This window comes from Dyella ginsengisoli LA-4 (assembly GCF_000334915.1).
Taxonomy (GTDB): domain Bacteria; phylum Pseudomonadota; class Gammaproteobacteria; order Xanthomonadales; family Rhodanobacteraceae; genus Dyella_A; species Dyella_A ginsengisoli_A.
On sequence record NZ_AMSF01000086.1, the window covers coordinates 19,605 to 41,215 of the forward strand.

The 21,611-nt window shown below is 67.7% G+C and carries 21 protein-coding genes; 11 read left to right on the top strand and 10 right to left on the bottom strand.

All coding sequences use genetic code 11. The features are described from left to right. Positions 1 to 44: 44 nt before the first annotated feature. Complete coding sequence (locus C693_RS0118510; protein WP_017463777.1) at positions 45 to 1,145, top strand: NAD(P) transhydrogenase subunit alpha; 1,101 nt, start codon at positions 45 to 47, stop codon at positions 1,143 to 1,145. A gap of 15 nt (positions 1,146 to 1,160) precedes the next feature. Here C693_RS0118510 and C693_RS0118515 read toward each other — a convergent pair whose 3' ends face one another. From C693_RS0118515 to C693_RS0118525, 3 genes are read right to left on the bottom strand one after another with little or no spacing between them, the layout of a single operon-like run. Continuing rightward, positions 1,161 to 1,760, bottom strand: a complete 600-nt coding sequence (locus C693_RS0118515; protein ID WP_017463778.1) for a DUF3106 domain-containing protein — start codon at positions 1,758 to 1,760, stop codon at positions 1,161 to 1,163. Between the two features lie 3 nt (positions 1,761 to 1,763). Then, positions 1,764 to 2,156: a hypothetical protein gene (locus C693_RS0118520; RefSeq protein WP_017463779.1), complete on the bottom strand. Its 393-nt coding sequence runs from the start codon at positions 2,154 to 2,156 to the stop codon at positions 1,764 to 1,766. Continuing rightward, positions 2,153 to 2,746, bottom strand: a complete 594-nt coding sequence (locus tag C693_RS0118525) for an RNA polymerase sigma factor (protein WP_043599297.1) — start codon at positions 2,744 to 2,746, stop codon at positions 2,153 to 2,155. The genes C693_RS0118520 and C693_RS0118525 overlap by 4 nt, the downstream gene beginning before the upstream one ends. 138 nt (positions 2,747 to 2,884) lie before the next feature. On the opposite strand from C693_RS0118525, the gene C693_RS0118530 reads away from it, so the two are divergent. Beyond that, the gene (locus C693_RS0118530) at positions 2,885 to 3,193 is read left to right on the top strand and encodes an NAD(P) transhydrogenase subunit alpha (RefSeq protein ID WP_017463781.1); all 309 of its coding nucleotides are present in this window, start codon (positions 2,885 to 2,887) and stop codon (positions 3,191 to 3,193) included. Beyond that, positions 3,193 to 4,626 (top strand): NAD(P)(+) transhydrogenase (Re/Si-specific) subunit beta, encoded by a 1,434-nt coding sequence (locus tag C693_RS0118535; protein WP_017463782.1) that lies wholly within the window; start codon positions 3,193 to 3,195, stop codon positions 4,624 to 4,626. The genes C693_RS0118530 and C693_RS0118535 overlap by 1 nt, the downstream gene beginning before the upstream one ends. Here the strand turns inward: C693_RS0118535 and C693_RS0118540 are convergent. Continuing rightward, positions 4,607 to 5,041: a hypothetical protein gene (locus tag C693_RS0118540; protein WP_017463783.1), complete on the bottom strand. Its 435-nt coding sequence runs from the start codon at positions 5,039 to 5,041 to the stop codon at positions 4,607 to 4,609. The genes C693_RS0118535 and C693_RS0118540 overlap by 20 nt on opposite strands. 189 nt (positions 5,042 to 5,230) lie before the next feature. On the opposite strand from C693_RS0118540, the gene sufT reads away from it, so the two are divergent. From sufT to C693_RS0118560, 5 genes are all read left to right on the top strand, one after another. Beyond that, positions 5,231 to 5,788 carry a putative Fe-S cluster assembly protein SufT gene (sufT, locus tag C693_RS0118545; RefSeq protein WP_017463784.1) on the top strand — a complete coding sequence of 186 codons (558 nt, stop codon included), beginning with the start codon at positions 5,231 to 5,233 and terminating at the stop codon, positions 5,786 to 5,788. Between the two features lie 413 nt (positions 5,789 to 6,201). Continuing rightward, a complete protein-coding gene (locus C693_RS0118550) occupies positions 6,202 to 8,379 on the top strand; it encodes a M4 family metallopeptidase (RefSeq protein ID WP_017463785.1) in 2,178 nt (725 codons plus the stop codon). Between the two features lie 635 nt (positions 8,380 to 9,014). Further along, positions 9,015 to 11,063 (top strand): pre-peptidase C-terminal domain-containing protein, encoded by a 2,049-nt coding sequence (locus C693_RS0118555; RefSeq protein ID WP_043599290.1) that lies wholly within the window; start codon positions 9,015 to 9,017, stop codon positions 11,061 to 11,063. Between the two features lie 7 nt (positions 11,064 to 11,070). After that, entirely contained in the window at positions 11,071 to 11,346 is a 276-nt protein-coding gene (locus C693_RS23875) for a hypothetical protein (protein WP_157798662.1), read from the top strand. 556 nt (positions 11,347 to 11,902) lie between these two features. Continuing rightward, positions 11,903 to 14,176 carry a protease pro-enzyme activation domain-containing protein gene (locus C693_RS0118560; RefSeq protein WP_198506904.1) on the top strand — a complete coding sequence of 758 codons (2,274 nt, stop codon included), beginning with the start codon at positions 11,903 to 11,905 and terminating at the stop codon, positions 14,174 to 14,176. A 94-nt stretch (positions 14,177 to 14,270) separates the two neighbouring features. Here the strand turns inward: C693_RS0118560 and C693_RS0118565 are convergent, their stop codons facing one another. The 4 genes from C693_RS0118565 to wrbA form a co-directional block, all read right to left on the bottom strand. Then, on the bottom strand, positions 14,271 to 14,756 hold the full coding sequence (locus C693_RS0118565) for an asparaginase domain-containing protein (RefSeq protein WP_017463788.1): 486 nt from the start codon (positions 14,754 to 14,756) through the stop codon (positions 14,271 to 14,273). A 76-nt stretch (positions 14,757 to 14,832) separates the two neighbouring features. Continuing rightward, positions 14,833 to 16,473 carry an acyl-CoA dehydrogenase family protein gene (locus C693_RS0118570; protein WP_017463789.1) on the bottom strand — a complete coding sequence of 547 codons (1,641 nt, stop codon included), beginning with the start codon at positions 16,471 to 16,473 and terminating at the stop codon, positions 14,833 to 14,835. A gap of 85 nt (positions 16,474 to 16,558) precedes the next feature. Continuing rightward, complete coding sequence (locus tag C693_RS0118575; protein ID WP_017463790.1) at positions 16,559 to 16,933, bottom strand: DUF2069 domain-containing protein; 375 nt, start codon at positions 16,931 to 16,933, stop codon at positions 16,559 to 16,561. Continuing rightward, on the bottom strand, positions 16,930 to 17,532 hold the full coding sequence (wrbA, locus tag C693_RS0118580) for an NAD(P)H:quinone oxidoreductase (protein WP_017463791.1): 603 nt from the start codon (positions 17,530 to 17,532) through the stop codon (positions 16,930 to 16,932). Before wrbA ends, C693_RS0118575 begins: the two co-directional genes overlap by 4 nt. 98 nt (positions 17,533 to 17,630) lie before the next feature. Between wrbA and C693_RS0118585 the strand changes: the two genes are divergently transcribed. The 3 genes from C693_RS0118585 to C693_RS0118595 are packed head-to-tail and all read left to right on the top strand — an operon-like array spanning position 17,631 to position 19,647. After that, positions 17,631 to 18,911, top strand: a complete 1,281-nt coding sequence (locus tag C693_RS0118585; protein WP_017463792.1) for a YihY family inner membrane protein — start codon at positions 17,631 to 17,633, stop codon at positions 18,909 to 18,911. Continuing rightward, the gene (locus tag C693_RS22180; RefSeq protein WP_017463793.1) at positions 18,908 to 19,381 is read left to right on the top strand and encodes a TlpA family protein disulfide reductase; all 474 of its coding nucleotides are present in this window, start codon (positions 18,908 to 18,910) and stop codon (positions 19,379 to 19,381) included. The genes C693_RS0118585 and C693_RS22180 overlap by 4 nt, the downstream gene beginning before the upstream one ends. Then, the gene (locus C693_RS0118595) at positions 19,381 to 19,647 is read left to right on the top strand and encodes an acylphosphatase (RefSeq protein ID WP_017463794.1); all 267 of its coding nucleotides are present in this window, start codon (positions 19,381 to 19,383) and stop codon (positions 19,645 to 19,647) included. The genes C693_RS22180 and C693_RS0118595 overlap by 1 nt, the downstream gene beginning before the upstream one ends. A gap of 3 nt (positions 19,648 to 19,650) precedes the next feature. On the opposite strand, the gene ppk2 is transcribed toward C693_RS0118595, so the two are convergent. Together ppk2 and prfA are read right to left on the bottom strand one after the other, a co-directional pair. Then, complete coding sequence (gene ppk2, locus C693_RS0118600) at positions 19,651 to 20,418, bottom strand: polyphosphate kinase 2 (RefSeq protein ID WP_017463795.1); 768 nt, start codon at positions 20,416 to 20,418, stop codon at positions 19,651 to 19,653. Between the two features lie 69 nt (positions 20,419 to 20,487). Next, on the bottom strand, positions 20,488 to 21,570 hold the full coding sequence (gene prfA / locus C693_RS0118605) for a peptide chain release factor 1 (protein ID WP_017463796.1): 1,083 nt from the start codon (positions 21,568 to 21,570) through the stop codon (positions 20,488 to 20,490). Positions 21,571 to 21,611: the final 41 nt, after the last annotated feature.

The following is a 21,611-nucleotide window of genomic DNA, read 5'->3' on the forward strand; positions in this document are numbered from 1 at the left end:
GCGCCGGACTACGATGCCCGGACCTTTCCCTGGGGGAGTGCACGATGCCGATCACCGTGGCCGCACTGCGCGAAACCGCCGCCGGCGAGCGCCGGGTGGCGATCACGCCGGAAATGGCGAAGAAGATGCACGGCCGCGGTTGGCGGGTGCTGCTCGAGCACGGCGCTGGTGCTGCGGCAGGCTTCCCCGATATGGCTTATCCGGAGGCGACGTTCGCCCCGGCGAACGAGGTCTGCGCCCAGGCCGATGTGCTGGCCTGCGTACTGCCGCCGACGGACGCCGCAGTGGCGGCGCTGCGCGAGCAGTCGGTGGTGGTCGGTCAGCTGCGTCCCTACGGCGCTGCCGCACGGCTGGCGGCGATGGGCGCGCGGCGACTCGCCGCGTTCGCGCTGGAGCTGCTGCCGCGGACCACGCGGGCCCAGGCGATGGACGTGCTCAGTTCGCAGGCAGCCGTGGCCGGCTACCGCGCGATGCTGATCGCCGCCGAAGCGGCGCCGAAGTTCTTCCCCATGCTCACCACGGCGGCCGGCACCATCCGTCCGTCGCGCGTGCTGGTGATCGGTGCGGGTGTCGCCGGCCTGCAGGCGATCGCCACCGCCCGCCGGCTCGGCGCGCAGACCGAGGGCTACGACGTGCGCCCGGAAACGCGCGAACAGGTGGAGTCGCTGGGAGCCAAGTTCCTCGACCTTGGCGTCAGTGCGGCCGGCAGCGGCGGCTATGCGCGCGAGCTTTCGGCCGAGGAGCGCGCGGCGCAGCAGCAGGCCCTGGCCGACCACCTGAAGAACATCGACGTGGTCGTTACCACGGCGGCGGTACCCGGGCGCCCGGCGCCGAAGATCATCAGTGCGGCGATGGTGGCGGGCATGAAGCCCAGCGCCCTGATCGTCGACCTCGCTGCCGAGGGCGGCGGCAACTGCGAGCTGACCCGGCCGGGCGAGCGGGTGGAGCAGGGCGGGGTGGTCATCCTCGGCCCGCTGAACCTGCCGGCCGGCGCGCCGCTGCACGCTTCGGAGATGTACGCCCGCAACGTGTTCAACTTCCTCGAGCTGCTGGTGCGCGACGGCGAACTCGCGCCCGACTACGAGGACGAGCTGGTCGCCAAGAGCTGTGTGACACGCGACGGCCAGGCCCACTTCGGCGGCTGAGCCGCCGGCGGCCGCTCAGAACGGGTGGTGCCGGCCCCCTGCTCCAGGAGGTGGCGGGGGAGGGGGCGGCGGGGGCATGCCCCCGTGCCGCATGCCGCCATGGCGCATGTGGTCGATCCACTGCTGTCGCTGCTCGATCGAGAGCGAGCGCCACTGGCGCAACAGCGCCTCGCGCCGATCCGGCGGCATCGCCTGGAACTGGCGGAACGCGTCGTGCAGCTCGCGCCGCTGCTGCGGCGGAAGTTCGTGGAACTTGCGCATGTTCTCGCGGGCCAGTCGGCGCTCCTCCGGCGTCATGGCCTGCCAGCGGGCGATCCGTTCGCGGATCTTTTCCCGCTGTTGCGGCGGCAGCGCCAGCCAGTGCTCGCTCTTCTCCAGCATGTGCGCCTGCTTGCGCGGAGGCAGCGTGTTCCAGTCCTTGTGCAGGGGAGCGAGCAGCTCGCGCTGTGCCGGCGACAGGCTCTGCCACGGCCGCGGCGCCGGCGCAGCCGTGCGCAGGATATCGGGTACCCCCTGGGGAGAGGAGTCCTGCGCGTACAGCGCCGACGGCCCGGCGGCCAGCAGCAGGCCGAAGGCGAGGATCAGGCGCACAGCGGGGGAGCGGGAGGCGTGCATGGCTCAGCGCCGGGTGGTGGCAGGCGGGTCGTTGGCGGCCAGCCAGCCGTAGAAGTCGAGGTTCTGGTAAAGCGCGGGATCGGCGCTGTCGGCATCCGGCGGCAGCTCGCCGTCGTCCGGTGCCCGTGCCGCGGCGGCAGCGACCATGGTCGCCGGGGCGCCAGCCGGTACCGGATGGCGTGGCGACCAGACCATCAGCGCGGCCAGCGCGACCGCGGCAAAGGCGCCAGCCGGCAGCAGAAGCAGGCGGACTGCTCGGTGTGCGGGTGTTGCCGTCTGCAATGCATCCCGCCGTGCGGCGCGGAGGCGATCGGCCATGGCCGGGTCCAACGAGTGGCTGGCCTGCCGGAACAGCGCACGGGCACGTTGTTCGATGCGATCGTCGGGCGAGTTCATCGCCAGTCCTCCAGTTGGTCGCGCAGGTGGTGCATGGCGCGCGACAGATGGGTTTTCACGCTGCCCTCGGAGCAGCCCATGGCGCGGGCGGTCTCGGCGACGTCCAGCCCTTCCAGCACGCGCAGCATGAACGCTTCGCGCTGGCGTTGCGGCAGCCTGCGCACCGCTTCGGCCATGTCCCGGTAGGACTGCGCGTCCTGCAGCCGGTCCAGCGGCCCCGGCGCGCGGTCGGCCGGTTCCCACGCAGGCAGTTCCTCGCCATCGCCGTCGCGGCCGCCACCGAGCCAGCCGACCACGATCGATCGCACCTTGCGACGACGCTGCAGATCCACGATGCGCCGCCGCAGGATGCCCCAGAACAGCGGGGCCCACTCGCCGGGGGGCTTGTCCCGGTAATGCCGCACCAACCGCAGCATGGCGTCCTGTACCGCGTCGAAGGCGTCCTCGCGGTGGCCCAGCTGCAGCTCGGCCATGCGGAAGGCGCGACGTTCGACCTGGGCCAGGAAGGCGTCCAGCGAGGCAGGTACGGCACGGGCGTCGTTACCGTCGACCAGCAGGTCGTCGGCCAAGGGCTGGGCGAGGCTGCTCATCGCTTCGGCGTCCACGGGTCCCGGCAATTCATCGTCCGGCTCCATCGGTTCGGTCTCCCCGCTCAACGCGGCACGCTCGCACACGTTGACGGCCGCCCGTATGATGCCCGAACCACATCGTGCTGGCGGGGAGGGGTCATGATCGACGGTTTCCTGGCGCTGTACATCTTCATGCTGGCCGCGTTCACCGGCTACGAGATCATCGCCCGGGTGCCGGTGATCCTGCACACGCCGCTGATGTCGGGGTCCAATTTCGTCCACGGCATTGTGCTGGTCGGCGCGATGATCGCGCTAGGACATGCCGATTCGACGCTGGGTATCGCGATCGGATTCATCGGCGTGCTGCTCGGCGCGGGCAATGCCGCCGGGGGCTACGTGGTGACCGAGCGCATGCTGGAGATGTTCAAGTCCAGCAAGCCCGGCGGCGGCAAGCCGGGAGGCCACTGATGAGCTGGCTCCCCACCCTGATCAAGGCCTGCTATTTCCTGGCCGCGCTGCTGTTCATCCTCGGCCTGAAGCGGATGAGTTCGCCGCGCACCGCGCGCGGCGGCATCGTCTGGGCCGGCTACGGCATGTTGCTGGCGGTGCTCATCACGTTTGCCCTGCCGGGCCTGCATCATCGCGGGCTGATCGGCGTTGCGGTGCTGCTGGGAGTGTCGGCCGCCTGGTGGACCGGTCGTCGCGTGGCGATGACCGACATGCCGCAGATGGTGGCGCTGTACAACGGCATGGGCGGCGGCGCCGCGGCGGCGATCGGCGCGTCCGAGCTGGTCGGCTTCGCCGGCAGTGCTGTGGTGCTGCTGGACGGGGCCAAGTTCGCCGCCGATCCGACCGTGGCGCCGGACACGGCCCAGCTTGCGCTGGGCGTGATCGGCGCGCTGATCGGTGCGGTGAGTTTCTCCGGCTCGCTGATCGCCTTCGCCAAGCTGCAGGGGTGGCTGGACAAGCGTTTCGTGTTCCCCGGCCAGCGCGCGGTCAACCTGCTGATCCTGCTGGCGGCGCTGGTCTGCGGCGGGATGCTGATCGCCGGGCAGCTGACGATGCCGCTGATCGTGGCGTTCTTCGTGCTGGCCTTGCTGTTCGGGCTGATGATGACGCTGCCGATCGGTGGCGCCGACATGCCGGTGGTGATTTCGCTGTACAACGCCTTCACCGGCCTGGCGGTGGCCTTCGAAGGCTTCGTGCTGCAGAACGAGGCGATGATCATCGCCGGCACCGTGGTCGGTGCGGCCGGTACCCTGCTCACCCAGCTGATGGCCAAGGCGATGAACCGCTCGATCGGCAACGTGCTTTTCGGCAGCTTCGGTGCGGCGGCGGGCGGCGAGGCCCAGGCGATCGCCGGCAGCCAGAAGCCGATCGAGGCCAGCGACGTGGCGGTGATGATGGCCTACGCCGAGCGCGTGGTGATCGTGCCCGGCTACGGCATGGCCGTGGCCCAGGCGCAGCACAAGGTGTGGGAGTTCGCCCGGCTGCTGATCGAGCGCGGGGTGAAGGTGAAGTTCGCGATCCATCCGGTGGCCGGCCGCATGCCGGGTCACATGAACGTGCTGCTGGCCGAGGCCGGCGTGCCGTACGACCTGATCGCCGACATGGACGACATCAACCCTGAGTTCCCCAATACCGACGTGGCGCTGGTGATCGGCGCCAACGACGTGGTCAATCCGGTGGCCAAGACCGATCCGGCTTCGCCGATCTACGGCATGCCGATCCTCGATGTGGCGGCGGCGAAGAACGTCATCGTGATCAAGCGCGGCAAAGGCACTGGCTTTGCCGGCATCGAGAACGCCCTGTTCTACGCCGACAATGCCCGCATGCTCTATGGCGACGGGCAGGCGGCGGCGGGCGAGCTGGTGGCGGCGCTCAAGACGCTGGACGGCTGAGCCGGCGCGCGGTCAGTGCGGCCACGGCCGCGCCCGCGACGAACCAGATCCACTGCCAGTGGGGTGTGCCCAGCCCGGCCAGCGACCACAGCATGGCCGGGCCGGCGGTGCGCATGGTCTCGGTCAGGCCCAGGCCCAGTGAGCCCGCCAGCTGCAGGCTCGCGATCAGCACGTTTGCATAGACCGCCGCGAGCAGTGTGGCTGCGGCAGCAAGCCACGGTGCTGCCCGGCGTCGGGGGCTGATCCAGCGAGCGATGGTCCAGCCGAGCACGGCACCGACCGGGATGGCGAGCCAGGCCGTGGCGCCCTGCCGATAGGCGACGGGCAGCATCCACACGGCGCCGGCGGCAAGGCCGAGCATGGCGGCACTGATCAGCGAGAGCACGAACGACATGAAGCGGTACAGCCGCTTCATGGGGCGAGGGTTTGGGCCGGACGGGACATCGGGATCAGGTTTCCGCGCAAAGCGCCCATGATAACGCGGGCTCGTGGTGGCCTGGCGCGGGGTTGATTCGGACGAGGGGAGACCTGATCTGCTGCGGGGCGTCATAATGGCGGCCCCGAACATGCGTCCTCGGCGCATGGATCTCACCACGGAACAAGCATGAGCGGTTTCAGTCTGAGCAGCGAACCTTTCACCCTCGAGCGGGATTGCCCGGCCGTCATGGTGCCGCAGGGGGAGACCGTGGTGCTGCCAGCGGGCCAGGTCGGCTACATCACCCAGGCCCTGGGTGGGAGCTTTACCGTGTACGTCGAGGGCAACCTGTTCCGGATTGCCGGCAGCGATGCAGATGCGCTGGGCAAGGAGCCGCCGCCGGCGATCGAGCTGGCCGACGGCGCTGGCGACGCCGAGGTCGAGAAGCTGGTGTGGGAGCAGCTGCGCACCGTGTTCGACCCGGAGATCCCGGTCAACGTGGTGGAACTGGGACTGGTCTACGACGTCAGCATGGAAGGCACCGAAGACGGCCAGCGCAAGGTCTACGTGAAGATGACCCTGACCGCGCCGGGCTGTGGCATGGGCGATATCCTGGTCGACGACGTTCGTACCAAGCTCGAACTCATCCCCACCATCGCCCAGGCGGATGTCGATCTCGTGTTCGATCCGCCGTGGAACCACTCGATGATGTCCGAGATCGCCAAACTCGAGACCGGGATGCTCTGATCCCTCCGCGGGTGACGGGGGCGGGTGGCGCGTGATGTCGTCCGGGGTGTTTCCCGTGCCGGGGGCGTGGCTGCAATCCGTGGCCGCCCAGCTCCCCCTCACGCGTGAAGAGGGTCACACCCCCTAGGAATAATTCCCCTTGTTTCGCAATTTCTTGCCACCTATCGTCGTGGCATCCGTTGGCGGGGAGGTTGACGGATGATCCTGTGGAGGCACTGGGAATCTCCCACCTCATCGTGATGGTCCACGCGCCGCCCTGACAGGATGTCACGGGGGGGAGGCGGCCTTCGGACCGGCAGGCATCGCTAAGCAAACCGACGAAATCCAAAGCCGCCGTCGTGCGGCTATCCATAAATGGGGCTTATGTGGCCGCATAAGGCGAGTGCGCCCCGATTAATGTCAAGGAGTAAGCAATGCGCAGCAATCTCCGCTTGAAGGTCCTCGTTGCCGCGATCGGCATGGCATCGGCGTCCATCGCCACCGCCGCCACCACCCACAGCGTTCATGGGCAGAGCCTGGCCGCCGTGCCGGCCGCTTCGCTGTCGGCGCACTTCGGCCTCGGGGCGAACAGCGCCCTGGTCGCACGCAGTTCGGTGCCGCTCGGCCTGGGGCGCCATGTGGTGCGCCAGCAGCAGTTCTATCGCGGCGTGCCGGTGTATGGCCGCAGCGTGGCCGTGGTCGAGGATGCCGGTGGCAACGCGCTGCGCGCGACCGGCGAGCTGGCGCAGAACCTCGACTCCGACCTGGTCTCGGTCTCACCGAAGCTGAGTGCAGCCAAGGCGCTCAATACGCTGAAGTCGCATGCGCACACCAGCCTTGTGGGCGGCAACACCATCAGCAACCAGCAATCCGACCTGTTCGTCTATCCGCAGGACAACGGTCCGGCACGCCTGGTCTACCGCACGTCGTACGTGGCGCATGAAAACGGCCAGGTCTCGCGCCCCACCGCCATCATCGATGCCAACACGGGCGAAGTGATCCAGAGCTGGAACGGCCTGACCTACGCCTCGGCCACCGGTCCCGGCGGCAACCAGAAGACCGGTCTGTACACCTACGGCACGGACTACGCCGCGCTGGACGTGACCCAGTCGGGCAGCACCTGCACGCTGAACAACAGCAATGTGGTGACCTACAACCTCAATCACGGCACCAGCGGCGGATCCATCGTCAGCTTCACCTGCCCGAACAGCAACACCGACGCGATCAACGGCGCCTACTCGCCGGTGAACGACGCCCACCACTTCGGTGGCGTGGTGCACGACATGTACGTGGCCTACACCGGTGCGGCGCCGCTCAACATCAAGCTGCGCATGAACGTGCACTACAAGAGCAACTACGAGAACGCGTTCTGGGACGGCACCGCGATGTACTTCGGCGACGGTGCCAGCACGTTCTACCCGCTGGTGTCGCTGGACGTGACCAGTCACGAGATCAGCCACGGCTACACCGAGCAGAACTCCGGCCTGCAGTACTCGGGCCAGTCCGGCGGCATGAACGAGGCGTACTCGGACATCGCCGGCGAAGCGGCCGAGTTCTATGACCGCGGCGCGGCCGATTTCCTGGTTGGAGCGGACATCGTCAAGACCAGCGCGGGCATCGGCAACGCGCTGCGCTACATGTGCAACCCGCCGCAGGACGGTGGCTCGATCGACAATGCGGCCGACTACACCTCCAGTCTCGATGTGCACTACAGCTCGGGCGTCTACAACAAGGCGTTCTGCCTGCTGGCCAAGACCGGCGGCTGGGACGTGAAGAAGGCCTTCCAGGTGTTCGCGCTGGCCAACAAGTCGTACTGGACGGCGACCTCGACCTTCAATTCCGGCGCCTGCGGCGTGGAATCGGCGGCCACCGATCTGGGCTACAACGCCAACGACGTGATCACCGCGTTCAACGGCGTGGGTGTGACCTGCCCGGGCACGGGCGGCGGCGGTGGTGGCGGCGGTGGTTCGACCGCCCTGCAGAATGGCGTCGCGGTGACGGGGCAGTCGGCTGCCTCGGGCGCGGACCTCAACTACACCGTGGCGATTCCGTCCGGCGCCACCAACCTGGTGATCACGATCTCCGGTGGCAGCGGCGACGCCGACCTGTACACGAAGTATGGCTCGGTACCGACCTCGACCAGCTACGACTGCCGCCCGTACAAGACCGGCAACAGCGAGAGCTGCACCTACGCGACGACCCAGGCCGGCACGTACTACGTCCGCCTGCACGGCTACGCGGCATTCTCCAATGTCACCGTCAAGGCGACCTGGAGCACCGGCGGCGGTGGTGGTGGCGGCAGCAATGTGCTGCAGAACGGTGTGCCGGTGACCGGCCTGTCCGGCTCGAAGAACACCAAGCTGTACTACACGGTGCAGATCCCGGCCGGTGCCAAGAACCTGGCCATCACCACCTCTGGCGGTTCGGGTGACGAGGATCTGTATGTGAAGTTCGGTTCCACGCCGACCACCAGCAGCTACGACTGCCGTCCGTACATCGCGGGCAACAGCGAGAGCTGCACCGTGGCGTCGCCCTCCACGGGCACGTACTACATCATGCTCAACGGCTACAGCGCGTTCTCCGGTGTCACGTTGAAGGCGACCTGGAACTGATTGCCGCGACAGACGGGGCGGAGTCCCCGCTGGATTGACCCGAAGGCCCGGTCAGGATGACCGGGCCTTTTTTTGTCCGCTCGACGCCAGCCTGGCGGCCCCGCCGGGTCCCGGGCGCGCCGGGGTGTCGGCGCGACAGACTCCGGGGAGTCCTCGACTCGCGTGCGTCATCGGTGGGCAGGTGCGGATTCAAGCGAGGTTTTCCACTTGCTTTTCGCCGGTCAGGGGAGCCGATAGTCAGCATCTCATTCGCATTTAATTGCGAATGCGCAAAATGCGCCTATTGCAAGTAACTGTCTGAATTGGTTTTCGAAATTACTTGCGAATATTTTGAGAAGTCGCGCACTACCCCACAGGAAAAATTCCAATTGTCTCCCCTCATGGCGAGCGCCTAATGTCGGGTGATTCGCCTTCCGAACGGGGGGCGAATGGTTTCTTTCAAGCTGACACGCGGGGCGGCGCGCCAAGGTGCACGGGGCGCGCCGGGCCTGACAGGACGTCATATGGCCGGGCTTTGAACGAGACGGTTGGGCAAATCCATGAATTGATTGGCTGCATGGCGCAGCGATTAAACACCGCGGTCATTCGATCGTGGCGGGGATTGTTTGTCCTGAATAATTCAATTGGGGAGTGACATGCTTAATACGCAGAAAAATCGTTTGCTGAAAACCGCAATTACCTGTGCGCTTTTCGGCCTGGCTGGCAGCGCCGCCGTCGCCCATGCCAATGGGCAGCAGGTCGGTAATCCGTACGCGCCCGCCTATGGCCACCACTACCGCCACGGCGCCGTGCCGACCCGCGAGGCGCACTCCCGGATGAAGCAGTTCGCCGCGGCCCACGCGGCCAATGCCGCCACGACGGCGGCGACCGGCACCGAGACGCTGAGCTACGGTGGTGGCGTCGACGGCATCGGTGTCACCAGTGGCACCCCGAAGGTGTACCTGGTCGTCTACGGCAGCCAGTGGGGCACCTCCGGTACCGACGCCAACGGCAACATGACCCTGTCGGGCGACTCGATCGGCGCCGTGCCGTACCTGGAGAAGCTGTTCAAGGGCCTGGGTACCGGCGGCGAGCTGTGGTCGGGCACCATGACCCAGTACTGCGATGGTCCCACGGTCTCCAACGGCGCCACCTCCTGTCCGTCGGGCGCCCCGCACATCGGTTACCCGACCGGTGGCGCCTTTGCCGGCATCTGGTACGACAATTCGGTGTCCTCGCCGAGCAATGCCACCGCCGCGCAGCTCGCCCAGGAGGCGATCAAGGCCGCCGCACATTTCGGCAACACCACGGCGGCGTCCAATCGCTACGTGCAGTACGTGATCCTGTCCCCGACCGGTACCCATCCGGACGGCTTCAACACGTCCAGCGGCCAGTTCTGCGCATGGCATGACTACAACGGTGATGCGGGCGTGTCCTCGTCCTATGGCGATATCGCCTTCACCAACATGCCCTACGTCTACGACATGGGCACCAGCTGCGGCACCGGGTCGGTGAACGGCAGCTCCGCCGGCAAGCTCGACGGCTTCTCGATCGTGGAAGGCCACGAGTATGCCGAGACGGTCACCGACCAGAACCCGGCCGGCGGCTGGACCAACCACACCGGCAGCTCCTACAACGGCCAGGAGAACGGTGACGAGTGCGCCTGGATCTCCTCCGGCCAGGGCGCCACCGCCAACGTGACCATGGGTACCGGCACGTTCCCGATGCAGTCCACCTGGTCGAACGACACCAACGAGTGCGACCTGTCGCATCCGATCGTGTCGGGCGGCACCACCAACAACCCGCCGGTCGCCAACTTCAGCGACACCATCAGCGGCCTGACCGTCAACTTCACCGACAGCTCCACCGACAGCGACGGCAGCATCTCGTCGCGCTCGTGGAACTTCGGCGACGGCAGCACCTCGACGGCGGCCAACCCGAGCCACACCTATTCCGCCGCCGGCACCTACAGCGTCTCGCTGACGGTGACCGACAATGGCGGTGCCACCAACACCAAGACGGCGTCGGTGACGGTGAGCAGCTCCGGCGGCGGTGGCGGCAACGTGCTGCAGAACGGCGTGCCGATCACCGGCCAGTCCGGTGCCCAGGGTGCGCAGCTGTTCTACACCGTGACCGTCCCGGCCGGCGCCAGCAACCTGGTGATCTCCGAGTCCGGCGGCACCGGCGATGCCGACCTGTACACCAAGTTCGGCTCCGCTCCGACCCTGTCCAGCTACGACTGCCGTCCCTACATCACCGGCAACAACGAGAGCTGCACGGTGGCCTCGCCGCAGGCGGGTACCTACTACGTGATGCTGAACGGCTATGCGGCGTTCTCGGGCGTCACCGTCAAGGCGACCTGGAGCACCAGCAGCGGTGGTGGCGGTGGTGGCAACGTGCTGCAGAACGGCGTGGCGGCCACGGGTCTGAGCGCCACCAAGGGCAATTCCGTGGCGTACACCATGGTGGTGCCGGCCGGTGCGACCAACCTGAGCTTCAAGATCGCCGGCAGCACCGGTGATGCCGACTTGTACGTGAAGTTCGGCTCCGCACCGACGACCTCGAGCTACGACTGCCGGCCGTACCTGGTTGGCGATAACGAGACCTGCAACATCTCGAACGTGCAGGCCGGTACGTACTACGTGATGGTCCGGGCCTACGCGACCTACTCGGGCGTCAGCCTGACCGGCAGCTACACCCCGTAATCGATTCATGCAGTGGAACGACGACTCCCGGCCCGAAAGGGCCGGGAGTTTTTTTGTGCCTTCCCCGAGTGGCCGCTCTGGTACGCCCGTTCCGGGTGATGTGACCGCCGGGGCGCATCGAAGGGTCTTTGGATCACGTTTTGCCCAAGGTTCTGCCAACTACCGCGCCATGGTTGCAGCGGGCGAGGGCATCTTCCGTGACGGGTGGATGGTGGTCGTTTATCTGTACGGAGCCATGCCGGTATTTACTGGCGATTCTGGTTATTCGGATTCACATAAATGAATCGCAATGGACCGCAATATCTTTCGATTATCAGAAGGGTCGGGTATTCCGGATTTCGTGCGTTATGCCAAATGACCTCAAGGTATTTGTCGGTATGCGCGATGAATAATCGAACGAGGATGATGATCGAACGGTAATGCGGTGTTTTCTATTTGATTTTCGTCATTTGGGATGGAATGCAGGAATTAGTCCTATTGACGCTTTCCAAAGAATAAACCTAACGTCGATGACGTCCTTGGCGAAATCGCCAATGGATGATCCTTGCCCCATGCGGACCCCTGTCTGTCCGTGACGGGAGCGTCGGTTCCAGGCCAGCTTCGCGAGCGGCATGCCATGTGACCGGCAGGATCGCTTCAACCAACCCGTTCCCTGTCGCCGCAGCGGCGACGATCCCAAGCCATGGGGCCTAACGGCCGCATCAGGTTGCTGCATCCCAAATTCAGGTCAGGAGACCAATCACATGCCCAGCCCGATTCGTTCCAAATCGATCGCGATCGCCATTGCCCTCGCCATGAGCCCATTCGCCGCGGGAATGGCGGCGGCGGCCGGCACATCCATGTCGCACCTCGCAGGTCCGATGTCGTTGCATCCCGGCGATACCGTCATTGGTGCCGTCCCTGCCTCGCAGCCGATGCATATCGAGGTGGCGCTGAAATTGCGCAACCCGGGTCAGCTGCACGCATTCATCGCCCAGACCCACGCCTTCGGCGTGATGGCGACGCGGCCAGTGATGAGCCGTGCGCAGTTCCGCAGCCAGCATTCACCCACCGACACGCAGGCGCAGGCGGTCGCCGCGTATCTGACCAAGGCGGGTTTCACCCACGTGAACATCGCCTCCAACAACATGCTCGTGTCCGGCGATGCGACCGCCGACGTGGTCAAGGCGGCCTTCAACACCAGCTTCGAGCGGGTGCGCACGCGCCACGGCCGCGAAGGCTTCATCAACACCGGCGACGTCAGTATCCCGAATGCGCTGAAGAACAGCGTGCTGTCAGTGATCGGCCTGCAGAACGCCCGCGTGCCGCACACCTTCGTGCAGTACTCGATGCAGTCCGGTCTGCAGCCGCAGGCGGTGACCGGCCACAACCCGACCGAGTTCGCCTCGATCTATGGCGGCAGCGGTGCGCCGACGGCCTCGGGCGTGACCGTCGGCATCATCACCCAGGGCAAGCTCAACCAGGTCGTCACCGACCTGAACACCTTCACCTCGAACAATGGCCTGCCCACCGTCAGCACCACCACGGTGAACACCAACGGCACCAGTACGGACACCTCGGGCCTGGGCGAGTGGGACCTGGACAGCCAGGACATCGTCGGCATGGCCGGCGGGCAGATCGGCGGGCTGATCTTCTACAACATCCCCACGCTGTCCAACGCCAATCTCACCGCCGACATCAACAAGGTGGTGTCGGACAACGCGGTGAAGATCATCAACGTGTCGCTGGGCGAGTGCGAGACCAGTGCCCAGGGCGACGGTTCCGCGGCGGCGCAGGATCAAGCCTTCCAGCAGGCAGTGGCGCAGGGCCAGACCTTCTCGGTCTCCACCGGCGACTCCGGCGCGGACGAGTGCGGCAATGGCGGCACCACCCCGAGCTGGCCGGCGGCCTCGCAGTACGTGATCGCCGTGGCCGGCACCAAGCTCGATGCCTCCACCACCACCTGGAACAGCGAAGTGGTGTGGAACGAGCTGAGCATCAACGAGGGCGCCACCGGTGGCAGCGAGAGCACCTTCGAGCCGAAGCCGAGCTGGCAGACGTTGTGGTCGGGCACGCACCGCGGCGTGGCCGACGTGGCGTTCGACGGCGATCCGCAGTCCGGCTCCAAGGTGATCGTGCAGGGCGCCACCCAGCAGATCGGCGGCACCAGCCTGGCGGCACCGCTGTTCGCCGGCTTCTGGGCCCGCGTGATCGCCGCCAAGGGCAGCAGCGTGGGCTTCGCCGGTCCGATCATCTACGGCCTGCCGGCGAGCGACTTCCATGACGTCACCTCGGGCAACAACAGCGGTGAAAGCGCCGGTCCCGGCTACGACCTGGCCAGCGGTCGCGGCAGCATCATCATGGCCAGCGCGATCAACGACATCGCCGGCGGTGGCGGCGGCACCAACAACCCGCCGGTGGCGAACTTCAGCGACAGCATCAACGGTCTCACCGTCAGCTTCACCGACAGCTCCACCGACAGCGACGGCAGCATCGCGTCGCGTTCGTGGAACTTCGGCGACGGTAGCACCTCGACCGCGACCAACCCGAGCCATACCTACGCGGCGGCGGGCACCTACAGCGTTTCGCTGACGGTGACCGACAACGATGGCGCCACCAACACCAAGACCCAGTCCGTGACGGTAAGCGGCTCCGGCGGTGGCGGCAGCCAGCTGCTGGGCAACACCGGGTTCGAGACCGGCTCCGCGGCGCCGTGGACGACGACCAGCGGTGTGATCAACAACAACAGTGCCGAGCCGCCGCACGCCGGTTCCTGGGATGCCTGGCTCGACGGCTACGGCTCCAGCCACACCGACCGCGTCGCGCAGACCGTTAGCATCCCGAGCGGCAAGAGCTCGGCCACGCTGAAGTACTACCTGCACATCGATACGTCGGAGACCACCTCCACGTCCAAGTACGACAAGCTGAAGGTGCAGGTCTTCAACACGTCGGGCACCCTGCTGCACACCTACGCCACGTTCTCCAACCTGAACGCGGCCGGTGGCTACAGCGTGCATACCGCCAACCTGTCCAACTACATCGGGCAGACCGTGGTGATTCGTTTCACCGGCACGGAAGACTCCTCGCTGCAGACCTCGTTCGTGCTGGACGACATCACCCTGACGGTGCAGTAAGACCCCGGGTCGCTGCACGGATGCGGCGACCGGAAACGCGAAGGCCCGGCGCTCGCGCGCCGGGCCTTCTTTCATGTCGGCGTACGGTGGGCGATCAGGCTTGTTCGAAGCGATTGGCCTCGCGGTTCTTGCGCACCTTGGCCGGATCCCACACGCGACCGTTCATGGTGATGTAGACGCCGTCCGGCAGGGTCTGCACCGCGGCCACTGCGCAGCCGATGTTGAACACCGCGTCCGAGCCCTGGAAGCGGGCCGGGTTGAGTGCGCCGGTGAGCACGATCACCTTGCCGGGGATGCCGGCCAGCACCTTGGCGGTCTCCACCATGGTGTCGGTGCCGTGGGTGACCAGCACGTGGCGATGCGGCTGCGCCTCGATGGTGGAGCGGATCAGCGCGCGGTCCTCGTCGGTGACGTGCAGGCTGTCCTTGCGCAGGATCGGGATCACGTCGTACTGGAACGCCACGCCGAGCTGGCCGAGGATCTCGCCGATCTGCGGCGCGCCGATCTTGTAGTCCGACTTGTCGTCGAAATAGATCTTGTCGATGGTGCCGCCGGTGGTGACGATGGACAGATGCTGCATGCTGGCTGCGCCGAAGGAGGAAAGGCGGCCATTTTAGCCGCGACCGGCCGACAACCCCAGCGTGCCCCGGCAGGTGTCAGTCAGCGAGCAGTCGCGCGGTGTCCGCATGGTCGGGCCAACGCAGACGGTCGAGCCCGAGCTGGACGAAGCGGCGCAGTGCGGCGCCAGGCCGGGTGTCTCCCCTGGCGGCGGCCCATCCGGCGTGGCGCGCAAGCAAGGCAGCGGCGGCGCACCGTGCAAGCGTGAAGGCCAGGCCGCGCGCGCCGGCTTCCAGGGCATCGCGGTGCCCGCCCTGGCGATCGAGGAAGGCGCTGGCGTCGTCCAGTGCAGTGCGGATGGCCCGGGCGCTGGCCGGATCGTCGTTCTCTCCCAGCCACTGCGAGACGGCGATGCGCAGCGCGCCCAGTCCCTCGCCGATACCGCGCAGCGTGTCCAGCGACAGCACGTTGGTGGTGCCCTCCCAGATGGCGTAGACCTGCGCGTCTCGCAGCAGCTGCGGCAGGCCGGTGTCCTCGACGTAGCCGGCACCGCCGAAGCATTCCAGCGCCTCCGAGCAGATCTTTACCGCCAGCTTGCCGGTCCACAGCTTGGCCAGCGGGGTCAGCAGGCGCAGCAGGGCTGGCTCGTGCGGCTCGGCCGCACCGTGTTCGACCCGCCCGAGCAGGTGCGCGACCTCGAAGGTGAGTGCGAAAGCCGCCTCGAACGAGGCCTGCAGGTCGGCCAGCGTGTGCGCATGCAGCGGCAGCTCGACCAGGCGGCGACCGAAGGCGCTGCGGCGCCGGGCGTAGTCGCGCGCCAGGGCGATCGCGCGCGCCATGCTGGCGACCGCGCACACGGCGTTCCAGGTACGCGTGACGTTGAGCATCGGGGCCACCTGGCGCACGCCGTGGGCCAGCTCGCCCACCGGCCAGGCCGGCAGTCCCTCCAGGTGGATCTCCGCGGTGGGCAGCTCGTGCGTGCCGAGCTTGTCCTTGAGGCGGTCGATCACCAGTTCGGGCCGGCGTCGCGTGCCGTCCATCGTCTCCACGTAGAACAGCGCCAAGGCACCGGCGCCCTCGCCGGCCCCCTCAGGTCGTGCCAGCGCCAGCGCGGCCTCGCCGACCACGGCGGAGCTGAACCACTTGCGGCCATGCAGGCGCCACTGGCCATCGGTGTCACGCCGCGCCACGGTGCCGGTGCGGCCGACGTCCGAGCCGCCGGCGGTCTCGGTCATCCACTGGCCGCTGAGCCAGAAGGTGGCCGGGTCGCGGCTGAGGAAGCGGGGCAGGGCGCGTTCGATCAGTTCGCGATTGCCGGAGGCTTTCAGCGCGGTCGCTGCGCCGTCGGTCATCGCCAGCGGGCAGGTATAGAACTCGCTGGCCACGTGGTAGAGGTAGACCCGGGCGAATTCCTCCAGCCGTGCGTGAGGCGAATCGGCATGGCCGGCGGCCAGTACTGCGTGGCGCGTGGTCAGGGCCGCGCCCTCCTGCCAGGCCGGAGTCAGCTCGATGCGGTCGACCCGGCGCCCCCAGCCATCCCAGCGGATCAGCTCCGGCTTGCGGCGCGTCGTCGTCGTGGTCCGCTCCCAGGCGGTCAGTGCGTAGTCGCCCAGCGCATCCAGGTCGGCGTCGAGCTCGGCGCGTCGATCCGCCGGCAAGGTACGGTCGAGCGTGGACCGCAACGTCCGATCATTGCGGAACGGGTGCGAGAGCACCGGCGCGTCCTGGAGAAAATCCATGGTCGGCTCCGTTCGGGAAACGGGGCGAGTATACGGATGCCGCGTGATCATGCTGGCGCGATGGGCGGCTGTCCGCCCGGGGTTTTCAATCGCTGGCGGTGCTGCCTCGTGCGCTGCGCCGTCGTACGCCGGCCCCGAGGCTGCCGATCAGCAGCAGGGTCAGGCCGATCTCGATGAGGGCCAGTACCCGCGTATCGGCCGAACTCCAGGCTTCGGAGATGCCGTGGCAGAAGTAGAACAGGCTGAGGATGCCCACCCACAGCAGCGCCCGTCGCACGTTGCGCAGAGCGGTCAACGGCAGCAGCAGCGGCAGCACCGTGATGGCCAGTACCAGCGCCGTGGAAAGCTGCGTCGGCGGCGCCAGCCAGCCGTGCCAGGCCAGTTGCAGCAGGATCAGCCCGGCCCAGGCGGCCATGCCGAGTCGGTAGACGGGGAGCATGCCTGCACGGACGGCGTTCATGCGTCCACCGCCAGCTTGCGCGCGGTGTCGGCCAGGCGCCGGCCCAGCGCGCGGGCGAGCTCGCGCTCGTGCTCGCTGATCGGTCGGTCGCCCTGCGGGCCGGCCACGTGGGTCGCGCCATAGGGCGAGCCGCCCGTGACGGTGGCGTTGAGTGCCGTTTCGGTGAACGGCAGGCCGAGCAGCAGCATGCCGTGGTGGAGCAGGGGCAGCGCCATGCTGAGCAGGGTCGACTCCTGCCCGCCGTGCATCGTGCTGGTAGAGGTGAACACCGCCGCCGGCTTGCCAACCAGCGTCCCGCTGGCCCATTCCGCGCCGGTGCCGTCGAGGAAGTATTTCAGCGGCGCGGCCATGTTGCCGAAGCGCGTCGGGCTGCCCAGCGCCAGGCCGGCGCACTCCAGCAGGTCCTCGCGCGTGGCGTAGGGCGCGCCTTCGTCCGGCTCCGGCGGCCGCGCCGTCTCGGTCACCGGAGCCACCGGCGGCACCTGGCGCAGTCGTGCCTGCATGCCCGGCACTTCCTCCACGCCGCGCGCGATCAGTCGCGCCAGCTGGGCGGTGTGGCCCGTGCGGCTGTAGTACAGGACGAGAATGGTGGAAGGCATCTGCTTGGGCGGTTCGTTGACGATCCGGTAGTGTACCGTCCGCTTCTGTCCTTCGTGCCGCGACGCGGCGCAGGTATCCGTCCGAGCAAGGGACCTCGATGGCCAAGCCGTTCAACCGCGACCGCATGCTCAGCTTCGCCCGCTTCATCTGGCAGCGCTTCGTCGACGACAAGTGCTTCGAGACGGCTGGCGCACTGTCCTACACCACGCTGGTGTCGCTGGTGCCGCTGATGGTGGCGGTGTTCGCCATGTTCTCGGTGTTCCCGGCCTTCGCCGGCGCGCGCGATGCGCTGATCTCGTTCGTGTTCAACAATTTCGTGCCGGCCGCGGGGGAGAAGTTGCAGCTGGCGCTGGCCAGCTTTGCCAACAATGCCAGCGGGCTGACCGGGATCAGCGTGCTGGTGATGCTGTTCAGCGCGCTGTCGATGATGGTCAGCATCGAGGATCGGCTGAACCGGATCTGGCGCGTCCATCGTGCGCGTCGCTGGGGGTCGCGGCTGCTGCTGTACTGGGCGGCGCTGACGCTGGGGCCGATCCTGGTGGTGGGCGGGCTGGCGGCCAGCTCCTACGTCACCGCGCTGCCGCTGCTGCAGCAGGCGGCGGGCCAGTTCGTGCCGAATGCCAGCCAGCGGCTGCTGGGGCTGCTGCCATTCGTGGTGACCTTCATCACGTTGTGGCTGATGTATGCGGTGATCCCCAACCGACCGGTGGTGCGACGCGACGCGGCGATCGGCGCGTTGCTCGGAGCGGTGCTTTTCGAGATCGCGCGCTGGGGCTTCACCCTGTTCGTGCGCAATGCGCAGACCTACCAGCAGATCTACGGCGCGCTGGCGGTGATTCCCACGTTCCTGCTGTGGATCTATCTGTCCTGGGTGATCGTGATCCTCGGTGCCTCGATCGCCGCCTCGATCAGTGCGTTCGAGTACCACCCGCCCGCGCATGCGCTGCCGGAAGGGTCGGAGTTTCTCGGCCTGCTGGTGGTGCTCAAGCATTTCGTCGAGGCCCAGCGTCGTGGCGGAGCGATCGATCCGGCGATCGTGCAGGCCGCCGAGCCCTACCTGCGCTCGACCCAGGTGGCCAGCTATTTCGACGACCTCCAGCGTGCCGACCTGATCCAGCGCAGCGAGGGCGGTGGCTGGCTGCTGTCCCGCAGCCTGGACACTACCGACCTGCTGCGCGTCTACGCCGGCACGCAGTATCGTCTGCCGCTGCGCCCGGCCGAGGAGGCGCAGACATTGGGTATCGTGCTGCCGACCGTGCTGCTCCAGTTGCTCGCCGCCGTGGCCGAGACCCTGCATGCGGCGCTCGGTACCCGGCTGGACCGGATCTATCCCCCGACCGCCGATCCGGCGGATGCCCCGAAGGAGTCCTCCCCATGAAGCTGTTTGCCCGTTGCGCCCTGCTGGTTGCCGTGGCCGTGGTCATGCCCGTGCAGGCCGCGATGCCGGCCAGGCCTGCGCTCAAGGTCACTACGCTCGACGGCACGCCCTACGACCTCGCGGCGCAGCGGGGGCACTGGGTGATCGTCAATTTCTGGGCGACCTGGTGCGTGCCGTGCATCAAGGAGATGCCCGATATCTCGCATTTCGTCAGCACCCACAAGAACGTCAGCGCGATCGGGCTGGCCTACGACGACAGCGCGCTGGCGGACATCAAGGCCTTCGTCGCCAAGCACCCGGTCAGCTACCCGATCGCCCAGGTCGGCCTGGACAACCCGCCGAAGGATTTCGACGAGCCGCGCGGCCTGCCCACCACGTACCTGATCGCGCCGGACGGCACGGTGGCCAAGCGGTTCGTCGGTCCGATCACCGGCGACGTGCTGGCGGCCGCGATCACCGACGCAAAGTAGTGGCTACCGCGCGCTTCCTGGTCAGCGGCCGGGTGCAGGGCGTGTTCTACCGCGCCAGCACCCGCGAGCAGGCGCTGGCGCTGGGCCTGGCCGGGATCGCGCGCAACCTGGCCGATGGCCGGGTGGAAGTGATCGCCTGCGGAGCGCCGGCGGCGATCGATGCGCTGGAGCAGTGGCTGCATTGCGGTCCGCCCGCCGCCCGGGTCGAACAGGTATGGCGGGAAGCCGACATCGAGTGGACCGGCAGCGGCTTCGCCACCGGCTGAGGCTCAGCGCGGCGGCGCAATCCAGAAGCCGGCATCGGCCAGCTTCTCCTGCCTGGGTTTGCCGCGCAGCTTCGGCAGCTTCACCTTGGTGTCGGGCACGCGCACGTCGGGCAACTGGTCGAGCAGGTGGCGCATCAGGGCCAGCCGTCCCTTCTTCTGGTCGTTGTAGTCGACCACGAACCACGGCGCGTGGGCGGCATGGGTGCGCGCCATCATCACGTCGCGCAGCCGACCGATCTCCGCGTACTTGGTGCGTGCCGCCAGGTCCACCGGCGACAGCTTCCAGCGCTTGAGCGGGTCGGCGGCGCGCTCGGCGAAGCGGGCTTCCTGTTCGACCTGGTCCACCGCCAGCCAGTACTTGAACAGCAGGATGCCGTTGTCGGCCAGCATGCGCTCGAACGCCGGACAGTCGTCGAGGAACTGCGCGTACTGCGCCTGCGTGCAGAAGCCCATCGCCGGCTCGACCACCGCGCGGTTGTACCAGCTGCGATCGAACAGCACGAGCTCGCCGGCGGCCGGCAGGTGCGCCACGTAACGCTGGAAATACCACTGCGTGACTTCGCGCTCGTTCGGCTTGGGCAGGGCGACCACGCGGTAGCCGCGGGTATCGAGCCGGTCGGTGATCGCCTTGATGGTGCCGCCCTTGCCGGCCGCATCGCGGCCTTCGAAGATCACCAGCAGGCGCTTGCCGCTCTTGCGCAGCCAGCGCTGCACCCCGGTCAGCTCGATCTGCAGGGCTTCCAACTGCTGCTCGTAGGCCTTGCGCTTCATGCGGTGTTCTCCGGCACGGTGGATCGGGCGAGGGTAGCGCGGCGCGGGCTTCCGGCGTCACCGCATCCGTCAACCGGCGTCGGTGAGCGCCTTGAGCTGGTCGGCCTGGTCCTCGCGCATCAGGGCGTCGACGAGTTCGTCCAGGTTGCCCTCCAGCACGTCCGGCAGCTGGTACAGGGTGAGGTTGATGCGGTGGTCGGTGATCCGGCCCTGCGGGAAGTTGTAGGTGCGGATGCGCTGGCTGCGGTCGCCGGAGCCGACCTGCAGTCGCCGCGATTCGGCCTCGGCGGCCGCCTGCTTGGCCCGCTCGGCGTCCAGCAGCTGGGCCTTCAGCCGCTTCATCGCCTTGTCGCGGTTGGCGTGCTGCGAGCGCTCGGTCTGGCACTCCACCACCAGCCCGGTCGGCAGGTGGGTGATGCGGATCGCCGAGTCGGTCTTGTTGACGTGCTGGCCACCGGCGCCGGAGGAGCGGAAGGTGTCCACCCTCAGGTCGGCCGGGTTGATCACGATGTCCTCGACCTCTTCCACGTCGGGGATGATCGCCACGGTGGCCGCCGAGGTGTGGATGCGGCCCTGCGACTCGGTGGCCGGCACGCGCTGCACCCGGTGCGTGCCCGACTCGTACTTCAGCCGCGAGAACGCGCCCTTGCCCTCGATCCGCGCCACGGCCTCCTTGTAGCCGCCATGCTCGCCCGGGTGCGCCGATTCGATCTCGGTGCGCCAGCCGCGGCGTTCGGCGTAGCGCAGGTACATCCGCAGGAGGTCGCCGGCGAAGATCGCCGCCTCGTCGCCGCCGGTGCCGGCGCGCACCTCCAGGAACAGGTTGCCCTCGTCGCGCGGATCGGTCGGCAGCAGCAGGATCTGCAGCTCGCCGTCGAGCTCGTCCAGCCGCCGCTCCAGCCGGGCCACGTCGTCGGCCGCCATCTCCTTCAGCTCCGGATCGGCCAGCATTGCGCGGCTCTCGGCGAGTTCGCGCCGGGCCTGGTCGTGCTCGCGCAGCGCGGCGGCGACCGGTTCCAGCTGGGCGTACTCGCGCGAGAGGGCGCGGAAGCGTTGGCTGTCGTTGATGACCTCGGGCTGGGCCAGCAGCAGGCCCACTTCCTCGTGGCGTTCGGCGAGGGCTTCGAGTTTGGCGCGGATGGAAGGAGTCATGGGCGGGGCGTCGGCAGAGGGCTGGGCGGGCGAACGGGCGT